The 12,338-nt window shown below is 73.7% G+C and carries 12 protein-coding genes; 6 read left to right on the top strand and 6 right to left on the bottom strand.

Annotated features, from left to right (window positions below; all coding sequences use genetic code 11):
* Positions 1 to 19: 19 nt before the first annotated feature.
* Entirely contained in the window at positions 20 to 514 is a 495-nt protein-coding gene (locus tag ABKA17_RS13295; RefSeq protein WP_353692194.1) for an NUDIX domain-containing protein, read from the top strand.
* Between the two features lie 28 nt (positions 515 to 542).
* Here the strand turns inward: ABKA17_RS13295 and ABKA17_RS13290 are convergent, their stop codons facing one another.
* Both ABKA17_RS13290 and ABKA17_RS13285 read right to left on the bottom strand, forming a co-directional pair.
* Positions 543 to 1,688: an RNA polymerase sigma factor gene (locus ABKA17_RS13290; RefSeq protein WP_353692193.1), complete on the bottom strand. Its 1,146-nt coding sequence runs from the start codon at positions 1,686 to 1,688 to the stop codon at positions 543 to 545.
* Complete coding sequence (locus tag ABKA17_RS13285) at positions 1,681 to 2,103, bottom strand: YciI family protein (protein WP_353692192.1); 423 nt, start codon at positions 2,101 to 2,103, stop codon at positions 1,681 to 1,683. The genes ABKA17_RS13290 and ABKA17_RS13285 overlap by 8 nt, the downstream gene beginning before the upstream one ends.
* 196 nt (positions 2,104 to 2,299) lie before the next feature.
* On the opposite strand from ABKA17_RS13285, the gene ABKA17_RS13280 reads away from it, so the two are divergent.
* Complete coding sequence (locus tag ABKA17_RS13280; protein ID WP_353692191.1) at positions 2,300 to 3,049, top strand: SIR2 family NAD-dependent protein deacylase; 750 nt, start codon at positions 2,300 to 2,302, stop codon at positions 3,047 to 3,049.
* Here the strand turns inward: ABKA17_RS13280 and ABKA17_RS13275 are convergent.
* The 3 genes from ABKA17_RS13275 to ABKA17_RS13265 form a co-directional block, all read right to left on the bottom strand.
* A complete protein-coding gene (locus tag ABKA17_RS13275; RefSeq protein WP_502994217.1) occupies positions 3,046 to 3,513 on the bottom strand; it encodes a methylated-DNA--[protein]-cysteine S-methyltransferase in 468 nt (155 codons plus the stop codon). The two genes, ABKA17_RS13280 and ABKA17_RS13275, sit on opposite strands and share 4 nt — an antisense overlap.
* A gap of 78 nt (positions 3,514 to 3,591) precedes the next feature.
* On the bottom strand, positions 3,592 to 5,061 hold the full coding sequence (locus ABKA17_RS13270; RefSeq protein WP_353692339.1) for an AlkA N-terminal domain-containing protein: 1,470 nt from the start codon (positions 5,059 to 5,061) through the stop codon (positions 3,592 to 3,594).
* A 67-nt stretch (positions 5,062 to 5,128) separates the two neighbouring features.
* A complete protein-coding gene (locus tag ABKA17_RS13265; RefSeq protein WP_353692338.1) occupies positions 5,129 to 7,159 on the bottom strand; it encodes a heavy metal translocating P-type ATPase in 2,031 nt (676 codons plus the stop codon).
* Positions 7,160 to 7,216: 57 nt separating this feature from the next.
* On the opposite strand from ABKA17_RS13265, the gene ABKA17_RS13260 reads away from it, so the two are divergent.
* Positions 7,217 to 7,573 carry an ArsR/SmtB family transcription factor gene (locus ABKA17_RS13260; protein ID WP_353692189.1) on the top strand — a complete coding sequence of 119 codons (357 nt, stop codon included), beginning with the start codon at positions 7,217 to 7,219 and terminating at the stop codon, positions 7,571 to 7,573.
* A gap of 16 nt (positions 7,574 to 7,589) precedes the next feature.
* The gene (locus ABKA17_RS13255; protein WP_353692337.1) at positions 7,590 to 8,741 is read left to right on the top strand and encodes an MFS transporter; all 1,152 of its coding nucleotides are present in this window, start codon (positions 7,590 to 7,592) and stop codon (positions 8,739 to 8,741) included.
* 58 nt (positions 8,742 to 8,799) lie between these two features.
* Here the strand turns inward: ABKA17_RS13255 and ABKA17_RS13250 are convergent, their stop codons facing one another.
* Positions 8,800 to 10,548, bottom strand: a complete 1,749-nt coding sequence (locus ABKA17_RS13250) for a SpoIIE family protein phosphatase (protein WP_353692188.1) — start codon at positions 10,546 to 10,548, stop codon at positions 8,800 to 8,802.
* Between the two features lie 223 nt (positions 10,549 to 10,771).
* Here ABKA17_RS13250 and ABKA17_RS13245 point away from each other — a divergent pair, with 223 nt between their 5' ends.
* A complete protein-coding gene (locus ABKA17_RS13245; RefSeq protein ID WP_353692187.1) occupies positions 10,772 to 11,521 on the top strand; it encodes a YwiC-like family protein in 750 nt (249 codons plus the stop codon).
* 244 nt (positions 11,522 to 11,765) lie between these two features.
* Entirely contained in the window at positions 11,766 to 12,302 is a 537-nt protein-coding gene (locus ABKA17_RS13240; protein ID WP_353692186.1) for a hypothetical protein, read from the top strand.
* Positions 12,303 to 12,338 lie beyond the last annotated feature (36 nt).

Genomic DNA, 12,338 nt, shown 5'->3' with positions numbered 1-12,338 from the left:
GCCTGGATACCCTTCCTGGATGACCAGTGCTCAGGACTTCGCCACGTACATCGCCGGGCTTCCGCGCGTGCTCGCCGGTGCCGCCGCCCTGTTCCGGGACGCGCAGGGCCGGGTGCTGCTCGTCGAGCCCAACTACCGTGACGGCTGGGCGCTTCCGGGCGGCACCGTCGAGTCGGACACCGGGGAGACCCCGCGCCAGGGTGCGCGGCGCGAGACCCTCGAGGAGATCGGGCTCGACCGCGAACTCGGCCGGCTGCTCGCGGTGGACTGGGTGCACGGGACGGCACGGCCGCCGCTGGTGGCGTACCTCTACGACGGTGGCGTGCTCGGCGAGGAGGACTTCAAGGCGATCCGGCTCCAGGAGGAGGAGCTGCTGTCCTGGCGGCTCGTGCCGCGTGAGGAGCTGGCGGAGTATCTGCCGGGCGCCCTGGGCCGCCGGGTCCTGGCCGCGCTGGACGTGCTCGCGGGCGGCGCGGGGACGGCCGAGCTGGAGAACGGGCACCGGGTCTCCTGACGCCCGGTGGGCCGGTGTCCGGTGGCCGTTAGTCCGATCCGCGGGAGTTGAGCCGTGCGGCCTGGCGCGTCAGGTGGTCGCGTTCGGCGAGGTTGGGGGCCTTGCGGGCGGCCTCGGCGTAGAGCCGTGCCGCTGTCGTCAGGTCGCCGGCGCGCTCGTGGAGGTAGGCGGTCGCCGCGGTGTGGCGGGGCAGGGAGTCGTCCAGCGTGGCGAGGGCCGCGAGGCCGGCGCGCGGTCCGTCGGCCTCACCGACGGCTACGGCGCGGTTCAGGCGGACGACGGGGTTGTCGGTCAGGGACGCGAGTTCGTCGTACCACTCCACGATCTGCACCCAGTCGGTCTCCTCGGCGGTGGGCGCGTCGGCGTGCAGGGCGGCGACGGCGGCCTGGGCCTGGAACTCGCCGAGCCGGTCGCGGGCGAGGGCCGTCTGGAGGATCTCGACGCCCTCGGCGATCATGTCCGTGTCCCACCGGCCCCGGTCCTGCTCGGCGAGCGGCACGAGGCTGCCGTCGGGGGCGGTGCGGGCGGCGCGGCGGGCGTGGTGGAGCAGCATCAGGGCGAGCAGTCCGGCCACCTCGGGGTGGTCGATGACGGTCGTGAGCTGCCGGGTGAGGCGGATGGCCTCGGCGGCGAGGTCGACGTCGCCGGAGTAGCCCTCGTTGAAGACCAGGTAGAGCACGCGCAGCACGGTGGCCACGTCGCCGGGCCGGTCGAACCGTACGCCGGAGACGGTGCGCTTGGCGCGGCTGATCCGCTGCGCCATGGTCGCCTCGGGCACCAGGTAGGCCTGGGCGATCTGGCGGGTGGTGAGCCCGCCGACGGCACGCAGGGTGAGGGCGACCGCGGACGACGGTGTCAGCGAGGGGTGGGCGCACAGGAAGTACAGCTGGAGCGTGTCGTCCACGGAGGGCGCGGGGCCGGGCGCCGGTTCCTCCTCGCTCCGGTCCTCGCGTCGGCGGCGCGCGGTGTCCGAGCGGGTCGCGTCGAGGAACTTGCGCCAGGCCACGGTGACCAGCCAGCCCTTCGCATCCCGCGGCGGGTCGGCGGGCCAGACCCGGACGGCCTCGAGGAGGGCGTCCTGTACGGCGTCCTCGGCCGCCGCGAAGTCGGCTCCGCGGCGGACGAGGACGGCGAGCACGCTCGGAGTCAGGCTCCTGAGCAGGGCCTCATCCACCGGCGTGGCAGTCCGTGACGGTGGGCGCCACGGCGAGGAACGGGCGCAGCTCCAGCCACTCGTGGATCGGCTTCCCGCCCGCCCCGGGAGCGGCGGACAGCTCTCCCGCCAGTTCGACGGCCCGTTCGCGGGAGTCGACGTCGATGATCATCCAGCCGGCGATGAGGTCCTTGGTCTCGGCGAACGGCCCGTCGGTGACCGGAGGGCGCCCCTCACCGTCGTACCGGACCCACTCCCCCTCGGGAGCGAGCGCCTGCCCGTCGACGTACTCCCCGGACTTCTCCAGCCGGTCCGCGAAGTCCCGCATGTACTGCACGTGGGCCGAGATCTCCTCCGGCGTCCACTGGTCCATGGGGACGTCGTTGGTCGCGGCCGGGGCTCCGCGGTAGTGCTTCAGCAGCAGGTACTTGGCCATCGTGGTTCTCCTCGGTGCTGGTGCGACCCATTGTGGTCGCGTTCACAGCGGGGACGGAGCCGGTCGGGGGATCTCGACATCACCGGCCAAGATTTTTTCGCGGTACCGCGACCGGTCGGCGCGCGGGGCGCCGGCGAGGTCCGGCCCGGGCCGATATTCCTTCGCCGGGATCGGCCGACGCTCCTATCCTCGCCCCATGAACAGGCCCCTCGTCGCCCTTCTCACCGGCGCAGGCATCTCCACGGACTCCGGCATCCCCGACTACCGCGGCCCCAATGGCCTGTGGCGGCGGGATCCCGAGGCCGAGAAGCTCGTGACGTACGAGTACTACATGGGCGATCCGGAGATCCGGCGGCGCTCGTGGCGCATGCGGCGGGAGGCCGGGGCGCTCGGGGCCGAGCCGAACGCCGCGCATCTCGCGGTGGCCGGGCTGGAGCGGGCCGGGGTGCCGGTGCGGGTCATCACGCAGAACGTGGACGGGCTGCACCAGTCGGCCGGGGTTCCCGCCCGCAAGGTGCTCGAACTGCACGGGTCCGCGCGGAGTTTCGTGTGTACCGAGTGTCATGCGCGGGGGCCCATGGAGGACGCGCTCGCCCGGGTCGAGGCCGGCGAGGACGATCCCGGCTGCCTGGAGTGCGGCGGGATCCTCAAGCCCGCGACCGTGATGTTCGGTGAACGGCTCGATCCGGTGGTGCTCGGGGAGGCCGTCGCGATCACCAAGGCGTGCCAGGTGTTCATCGCCGTCGGCAGCAGCCTCCAGGTCCAGCCCGCCGCAGGCCTCGCCGGTGTCGCCGCCGACCACGGGGCCCGGCTGATCATCGTCAACGCCGAGCCGACGCCGTACGACGAACGCGCCGACGAGGTGCTGCGGGAGCCGATCGGGACGGCGCTGCCGGAGCTGCTGCGGCGGGTGCGGGAAGAGGGCGCCCGGTCAGCAGGCGCCTAGAAGAGCGCCGCGCCCCGCTCGAAGTCCAGCAGGCGCTGCTTGCGTTCCAGGCCGCCGCCGTAGCCCGTGAGGCTGCCGTCGGAGCCGACCACGCGGTGGCAGGGGACGACGATGCCGATCGGGTTCTTGCCGTTGGCGAGACCGACCGCGCGGGAGGCGCCGGGATTGCCGAGGGCGTCGGCGAGTTCGCCGTAGGTGCGGGTCTCGCCGTACGGGATGCGGACCAGTTGCTGCCAGACGCTGCGCTGGAACGGCGTTCCGTCCAGGCGGAGTTCGACGGTGAACTCCTTCAACTCGCCCTTGAAGTAGGCCTCCAGCTGGTCGACCGCAGCCCCGAAGGGGCGGTCGTCGCGTACGCCGAAGGTCTCCTGGGCGGGGCGATGGCGCTGGTCGGTCATGTAGAGGCCGCTCAGCGTGCCGTCCGTCGCGACGAGCGTCAGCGGACCGTACGGGCTGTCGATCACGGTGTGTCGCTTCGAGGAAGCCACAGAACTCGTGGGACTCACAGAACTCACAGGATTCACAGAACTCACGGAACGTCCTTATACCGGTAGGAAGTTGATCGGGTGACTGTCGGTCGCCCACAGGTACTGGACCGCGTACGCCCGCCAGGGCCGCCAGGCCGCCGCCCGTGCGGTGAGCGCGGCCGGGGTTGAGGGCAGGCCCGACTCCTGGGCGGCCTTGCGGATGCCGAGGTCGGTGGGGAGGAAGGCGTCCGGGTCGCCGAGGGCGCGCATCGCGATGACGTCGACGGTCCAGGGGCCGAAGCCGGGGAGGGCGAGGAGGCGGGCGCGGGTTTCAGTCCAGTCGCTCTCGACGCCCAGGTTGAGTGATCCGTCGGCGAGTTGGGCGACGAGGGTGGTGAAGGTGGCCCGGCGGGTGCGCGGCATCGCCAGGGTCTCGGGGTCGAGTGCGGCCAGCGCCCCCGGCGCCGGGAAGAGGTGGGTGAGGCCGCCCTCCGGGTCGTCCACCGCCTCGCCGTGCGCGCTCACCAGTCGGGCGGCGTGGGTACGGGCCGCCGCCGTGGACACCTGCTGTCCGAGGACCGCCCGTACCGCGAACTCCGCCTCGTCCACGGTCCGTGGCACCCGCCGCCCGGGCGCCTTGTCGACCAGCGGCGCGAGTACCGGGTCCGTGCGCAGCTGGTCGTCGATCGCCACCGGATCGGCGTCCAGGTCGAGCAGGCGCCGGCAGCGGCTGATGGCGACGGTCAGGTCGCGCAGGTCGCCGAGGGTGAGGCGGCAGGCGATGTGGTCGGGGTTCGGGGTGAGCGCCACGATGCCGTGGCCGTACGGCAGTCGCAGGGTGCGCCGGTAGGCGCCGTCCCGCCACTCCTCGACCCCGGGTACGGCGGTCGCCGCGAGGTGGCCGAAGAGGTTGTCGGGGTTGAGGGGCGCGCGGAACGGCAGCCGCAGGGTCAGGGTGCCGGCCGTGTTCCGCGCGGCGCTGCGGGGTGCTCGGGTGCGCAGCTCGGTCGGGGAGAGGGCGAAGACCTCGCGGACGGTGTCGTTGAAGGTGCGGATCGAGGAGAACCCGGCGGCGAAGGCGATCTCCGCCATCGGCAGCGGGGTCGTCTCGATCAACAGGCGTGCGGTCTGGGCGCGTTGGGCGCGGGCGAGGGCGAGCGGTCCGGCGCCGAGCTCGGCGAGCAGCTGGCGTTCGATCTGCCGGGTGCTGTAGCCGAGCCGGGAGGCGAGCCCGGGCACGCCCTCCCGGTCGACGACCCCGTCGGCGACCAGCCGCATCGCCCGGGCGACCAGGTCCGCGCGCTGGTTCCACTGCGGGGAGCCGGGGCTGGTGTCCGGGCGGCAGCGCTTGCACGCCCGGAAGCCGGCCTGCTGGCAGGCGGCCGCGCTCGGGTAGAACGTCATGTTCGCCGGCTTCGGCGGCACCACCGGACAGCTGGGCCGGCAGTAGATCCGGGTCGTCAGGACGGCCGTGAAGAACCATCCGTCGAAGCGGGCGTCCTTGGACTGGACGGCGCGCACGCAGCGCTCGGTGTCGGTGTGCATCCCCTTCTGCATACGTCCAGCATGGTGCAGCCGCCGGGGCCGGGCTGGCGGGAATCCGACATCAACCTCACGCTTCCTGCACCGCCCCGGATCGCCACGCCGACTCGCGCAGCAGCCGCAGCCCGTTGAGACCGACCAGCACCGTCGAGCCCTCGTGCCCGGCGACACCGAGCGGCAGCGGGAGATGGCCGGCGAGGTCCCAGACGACGAGTACGGCGATGCAGGTCCCGGCGATGACGAGGTTCTGCAGCACGAGCCGGCGGGCGGCCCTGGACAGCCGTACGACCGCCGGTACGGCCGCCAGCTCGTCCCGCACGATCACCGCGTCGGCCGTCTCCAACGCCAGGTCGGAGCCCGCCCGGCCCATGGCGATGCCGGAGTGGGCGGCGGCGAGGGCGGGCGCGTCGTTGACGCCGTCGCCGACGAACAGCACCTTGTGTCCCGCATTCTGCATACCGCGTACGGCGTTCACCTTGTCCTCGGGGAGCAGGTCCGCCCGGACGTCGGTCAGACCGGTGGCCTCGGCGACCCGGGCGGCGGCGCGGGCGTTGTCGCCGGTGAGCAGGACGGGGGCGGCGCCGGTCAGGGCGGTGAGGGCGGCGGTCGCGGCGGGGGCGCCGGGGCGGAGGCGGTCGGTGAGCGTGAGAGTGCCGAGGGGGGTGCCGTCGCGGGTGACGAGGACGACGGTGGCTCCGCCGGGTGCGCCCCCTGGAGTGGACGCGGTGGGGTGCATACGATCCGCGCTGTCCCGTACACCGTCGACGGTCGCGTGCATACGGTCGCCCGGATCCGGCGTCTCGTCGACAAGGTCCGCCGCGCGGCCGACCCTGACCACCCGCCCCTCGACCACGGCCGTGACCCCACGCCCGGGCTCGGCCACGAACTCCGCCGCGGCCGCGATCCGCAACCCCTTCGCCCGCGCGGCCGCCACGATCGCCCGGGCCAGCGGATGTTCGCTCGGATGCTCGGCGGCGGCGGCCAGCGCGAGGAGCCCGTCGGCCTCCAGTCCGGAGTCCGGCAGCGGCCGTACGTCCGTCACCTCCGGCGCGCCCTCGGTCAGCGTCCCCGTCTTGTCGAGCGCGGTCGCGTCGATCTCCCCCAACCGCTCCATGGCCACAGCCGACTTGACCAGCACACCGTGCCGGCCGGCGTTGGCGATGGCCGACAGCAGCGGTGGCATCGTGGCGAGCACGACGGCGCACGGAGAGGCGACGATCATGAAGGTCATCGCCCGCAGCAGCGCATCCGTGAGATCGGCGCCGAAGGCCAACGGCACGGCGAACACGGCGAGGGTGGCCGCCACGACGGCGACCGCGTAGCGCTGCTCGACCTTCTCGATGAAGAGCTGGGTCGGCGCCTTGGTGCGGGACGCCTCCTGGACCAGGGTGACGATGCGGGCGATGACGGAGTCGGCCGGGTCGCGTTCGACGCGGACCCGGAGGGCTCCGGTGCCGTTGAGGGTGCCGGCGAAGACCTCGTCGCCGGGGCGCTTCAGCACCGGCAGCGGTTCGCCGGTGATGGTGGCCTGGTCGGCCTCGCTGGTGCCGTCCAGTACCCGGCCGTCGGCGCCGATGCGCTCGCCCGGGCGGATCAACAGGACGTCCCCGAGGGCGAGTTCGGAGGTCGGGACGGTCTCCTCCAGGTCTCCCGAGAGGCGGGTCGCGGTGGTCGGCGCCAGGTCCAGCAGACCTCGTACCGAATCCGCGGTCCGGGCCGTGGCCAGGGCCTCCAGAGCGCCGGAGGTCGCGAAGATGACGATCAGCAGGGCGCCGTCCAGGACCTGCCCGATGGCGGCCGCGCCGAGGGCCGCGACGATCATCAGCAGGTCCACGTCGAGGGTCTTCTCCCGCAGCGCCCGCAGCCCTTCGAGCGCGGGCTCCCAGCCGCCGGACGCGTAGGAGATCGCATACAGAAGCCCGTAGACCCACGACGGGCTGCCGACGACCGTATCCAGAATCAGGCCGACCAGGAACGCGAGCGTCGCCACCAGCGCCCACCGGGCCTCGGGCAGGGCGAGGACGCGGGTGCGGCGGGGGGTCGTCGGGGCGGGCGCGGGAGCACGGCTGGGGGCAAGAGTCGCTGACACGCGGCACACCATACAGGAACACATGAAGACTCATTCATCTGTTCATGTGCGATGAGTAAGATACCCCGCATGGGTCATGGAGCCGTCACCACCACCGCCGAGGAGCGTGTACGCCTCGACGCGGGCAACGTCGCGAAGGTCGCCACCACGCTCCAGGCCCTCTCGACCCCCTCCCGGCTGCTGATCCTGGCGCGGCTGCGCGAAGGACCGCTGCCCGCCACGGAGTTGGCGGCCGAGGTGGGGATGGAGCAGTCGGCGTGCTCGCACCAGCTGCGGCTGCTGCGGAACCTCGGCCTGGTGGTGGGTGAACGGCGCGGCCGGTCCGTCGTCTACGCCCTGCACGACCACCATGTCGCCGAACTGCTCGACCAGGCCGTCTACCACGTGGAGCATCTGCGCCTTGGCCTCAGTGACACCACCGAGTGAGGCGCCCGCGCACCGGATGTGGCCGCTGTACGCGGCCGGTTTCACCACCGCTTTCGGGGCGCACGGCATCGCCGCGAACCTCGGCGGAGACACCGAGGACGCGGTCACCTCGCTGCTCGTGCTCGGCGGGCTGCTGGCGCTGTACGACGGCGCGGAGGTGCTGCTGAAGCCGGTGTTCGGCACCGTCGCCGACCGGATCGGGGCGCGCCCTGTCCTGCTGGGCGGCCTGGTGGCGTTCGCCGTGGCGTCCGCGCTGTACGCCGTCGCCGACAGTCCGGGCTGGCTGTGGGCGGCTCGGCTCGGACAGGGGGCGGCCGCCTCCGCCTTCTCCCCCGCCGCCTCCGCGCTGGTGGCCCGGCTCAATCCGGCCGCGGGGCACGGGCGGGCGTTCGGGAGTTACGGCTTCTACAAGTCGATCGGCTACACGCTCGGTCCGCTGCTCGGCGGGGTGCTCGTGTGGGCGGGCGGGCTGCGGCTGCTGTTCACGGTGCTGGCGGTGCTGGGGGCGTCCGTGGCGGTGTGGGCGCTGGTCGCCGTACCCGTCGTACCGCCGCTCCCCCGGGCCCGGCAGACGCTCCTCGACCTGGCGCGGCGGCTGGCCGATCCGGTGTTCCTGGTGCCGACGGCCGCGCTCGCGGGGGCGACCGCCGCGCTGTCGGTGGGTGTCGGGTTCCTGCCCGTGTCGGGGTCGGTGGCCGGGCTCGGGACGGTGGCGACGGGTGCGGCGGTGTCGGTGCTGGCGGCGTGCTCGGCGGTCGTACAGCCGCGTGCGGGACGGGCGTTGGACGCGGGGCGGATCACCGCGCGCGGCGGACTCGTCGTGGGGCTGCTCCTCGCGGCGGCGGGCCTGGCGTGCGCGATGCTGCCGGATCTGACCGGCGTGCTCCTCGCCGCCGCTCTCATCGGCGCGGGCACCGGCCTGATCACCCCGCTGGGCTTCGCCGCCCTCGCCTCGGCGACCCCGCGGGAACGGCTGGGGCAGACCATGGGCGCGGCCGAGCTGGGGCGTGAACTGGGCGACGCGGGCGGGCCGTTGCTGGTCGCGGGGGTCGCCGTGACGGCGACGCTGACGTACGGGTACGGGGCGCTGGCGCTGCTGCTGGCGTGCGGGCCGGCGGTGGCCGTGGCGGTGGGGGTACGACGGCGGGCGGGCGCGGGACGGGGCTGACGGCGGCGGGCCCGGGAGGCGGCTCTGGGCGGCCGGGGGCCCGGTGTGTGAAGTCGGCTCACATCCCCCGGGTCCGGGCTGCCAGCAAGGCGATGTCGTCGCGGGCCGAGCCCGTCGCCGCGTGGGCCAGGATGCCGTCGAGGATCTCGTCCAGGTCTCCGCCGGGCTGGAGGCGCAGTTCCGTCAGCCGGTGCAGGGAGGTGTCGATGTCCTCGCCGCGCCGCTCCACGAGACCGTCGGTGTAGAGCAGGAGGACGCCGCCGGGGACGCCGGGGCGGGTGACCGTCTCGTAGACGCCGAGGCCGGTGCCGAGGGGTGGGCCGGCCGACAGCGGGACCAGTTCGACGCGGCCGTCGGGCAGGATCCGCAGCGGTGGGAGGTGGCCGGCGTTGGCGTAGCTGATGGTGTCGGTGGCCGGGTCGCCCAGGGCGAGCAGGCAGGTGGCGACCCGGTCGAAGCCGGACGCGGTGACCATCCGGTCGGCGGCGGCGAGCATCTCGTGCAGGGGCATTCCGGAGGAGGACAGGGCGCGGAGCATGGACCGGTAGTGGCTCATGGCGACGGCGGCCTCCACGCCGTGGCCCATCACATCGCCGATGACCAGCAGGTTGCGGCCGTGCGGGAGGGCCAGCGAGTCGTACCAGTCGCCGCCGACGACCGCGCTGTCGTCGGCCGGGAGGTAGCGGGAGGCGGTCTCCAGGTCCGGGTGCGGGAGGGTCGGCTCGCTGAGCAGGGCCCGCTGGAGTTCCAGGGCCATGGTGTGCTCGCGGGCGTAGCGCTGGGCGCGTTCCATGGCGTGCGAGGCGCGGCCGGCGAGCTCCTGGGCCACCACGGCGTCCTCGGCGGTGAAGGCGGGCGAGGAGCCCGCCCGGACCATGGCCAGGACGCCCACGCTGCGGGAGTCGGTCCGCAGGGGCACCACCAGCGTGGAGTGGATCCCGGCGGCGCGGTAGCGCTCCAGGCGATCGGCGTACGGCCCGCGCTCGCCGGGCCGGACCCTGGTCGGCATGTGCGTCACGAACGGCCGCCCGCGTTCCAGGCAGCGGCGCATGGGTGAGGTGGGTCCGTGGTCGTTCACGTCGTCCGGGCCCGCCAGTCCGCCGAGCCGCACCGCCAGCTCCGGCCGGGCGCTCACGGCGGCCCGCCGCATCCGCATCACCCCGGCCGACGGGGACCGCCCGGAGCGCACCGGCTCGTTCTCCACGACCAGTTCGACGGAGGCTCCGTCCGCGAGGTCCAGGACCACGAAGTCGACGAGTTCCTGGCAGGTGGTCTCCAGGTCCAGTGTGGTGCCGATCCGGAGGGTGGCCGCGTGCAGCATGGCCATCCGGCCGTGGGCCCGCTCCAGCTCGGTGAGGTAGCGGCGCGGTTCGGTGACCTCCACGCCGATGGCGACGAGCCCGACGATCTCGCCCTGTTCGTTCTGGAGCCGGTGGTACGTGCTGTGCCACTCGCGCGGCTTGCGGGCGGGCCCGGCGCCCATGTCCCCGGCGACGAGGACGTCACGGGGCCGGCCGTCTCGCAGCACCGCGCGCGGCACCTCCTCGGGCCGCTCCACGCCGGGCAGCACCTCGGAGAGGGTCCGCCCCAGCTGGTCCTCGGCCGGCACGCCGACGATCCGGGCCATGTGGGGGTTGACGTACACATAGCGCAGCCCTGTGTCGAGCACCGCGACGGCCGCCGCCCCGCCCTCCACGATCTCCCGCAGCACGCGGTACTCACGCCCCAGCTCCGCGGTCGCGCCCGCCAGCAAGGTCTCGACGTCCTCGGACAGCAGGGTTCGCGGGACGGGGGAATCGGGCCCCACTGGAACCTCCCGTTCGCCAGGGCCGGGAGTTCCATGATCGGGCGGGCATCGACTGGCTGCTACCCGACCCGCTCCCGGATACCGGCCCGGCAGGCTCGGGCCGGGTGGCAGGCTGAAGCCCTCGGAAGTCGTCGAGCGTCCTCGGGATTCCTTGGCGATCCTTGGGAATCCCCGGGATTCCTCGACGATCGGTGACCCGGTGAAGGGGAGGGCGGGGGACGGCATGGTTTCACGGGTTCTACGGCGCTGGCTTCCCGGTCAGCACGGGGCGTGGGCGATGCTGCTCGTGCCGTTCCTGGCCGGCATGCTCCTCGCGACGCCGTCGCCCTGGCATGCCGTACTGGTGTTCGCGTGGCTGGTCGGATACCTCGCCGCCCATCACGCGCAGCAGTGGCTGCGACTGCGGCGCAACTCCCGCAACCCCCGGGCCGCAACCCGCCACACACTCCCGGCGGCCGTGTTCACCGCCGCCCTGCTGCCGCCCGGCGTGGCCCTCGTCGTGCACGCCCCGTGGCTGCTGGTCGCCGCCGTCGGTGCGCTGCCGTTCGCCGCGGTGAACTGCTGGTACGCGTGGCGCAACCAGGAGCGGTCCCTGGTCAACGGGCTCGCGGCGGTCGTCCCGGCGTGCGGGATGCTGCCGGTGGCGGCGCTGCTCGGGGACGGGTCGTGGGGGCAGGTCTGGCGTCCGACTCTGGCCTGTCTGCTCTACTTCGCGGGGACCGTGCCGTACGTCAAGACCATGATCCGGGAGCGGGACAGCGACGCGTACCGGTGGGCCTCGTGGCTGTATCACGCGGGTGCGCTGGTCGTGGCGGTGGTCCTGTCGCCCTGGCTCGCGGTGTTGTTCGGCGCGTGTCTGGCGCGGGCCGTGGTGATGCCGGTGCTGGGGCGGGTGCGGATCGCGGTGGTGGGGGCCGTGGAGGTCGTGCTGTCGCTGTCGCTGCTCGCGGTGCTCGTGCCGGTGTACGGCTGAGGTGCGGGGCTGGGGTGGAGAGCTGAGCTGTATGGCTGAGGTGTACGGCTGGGCCGCACCCTGACGGCGGAACGGTCGGCGACACCCGGAAGGAGCTGTGAGCGGGAGGAAAGGGCCTGGTCAGCGTCGCCCGGGCGCGACGGTGGGGCGGGTGCGGGGCGGGTGATCGGTTGCGGGGTCTCGGGGCCGTTCCCACCGTGGGCGCTAGGACAGCAGTTTTCAGCGCTTCGGAAGGAACCCCACCATGCGCGCCCTTGTCTCCCGCGGCCTCCTCGTGCCGCCCCTGATCTGCGCCGCGCTGGTCTTCGGCCCGGCCGGCACCGCGGCCGCCGTCGGCGACGCGGGCCGGGAGGTGCCGGGCCTGAGCATCACCGAGGCCGCGGCGCGCTCCGGCGCCGAGGCGGACCCGCTTCTCGACCACCACAGCGCTGTGGCACCCCTGCTGGACACGGTGGCCGACCTCGGCGCGGCGGACGGCAGCCGGCTCGACCCGGACGCGGCGGCCACGTACGCGGAGGAGCTGCGGGCCTGGAACGCCGCCGTCCAGGAGCGGCTGAAGAACCTGGACAGCCCCGCCGACCGGTCTGTGGCAGCCGCGGACCCCGTGGCGGACCTGCTGGCCTCGCTCACCGCCGCGGTCCAGGGTCTGATCAGCGCACTGACCTCGCTCGACCTCGGCGGGGTGCTGGGCGCGGTCACCGGGCTGCTGTCCCCCGTGCTCGGCCTGGTCACCGGGCTGCTCGGCGGGCTGCCTCCGCTGCCGACGCCGCCCGTCGCCTAGCAGGGGCCTGTCTTCCGGGCCGCTCGGATCCTCCGG

The organism is Streptomyces sp. RG80, assembly GCF_040446465.1.
In the GTDB taxonomy this organism is placed as follows: domain Bacteria; phylum Actinomycetota; class Actinomycetes; order Streptomycetales; family Streptomycetaceae; genus Streptomyces.
The sequence above is the reverse complement of the archived record's forward strand: the minus strand, read 5'-3'. Positions and strand labels throughout refer to the sequence as shown.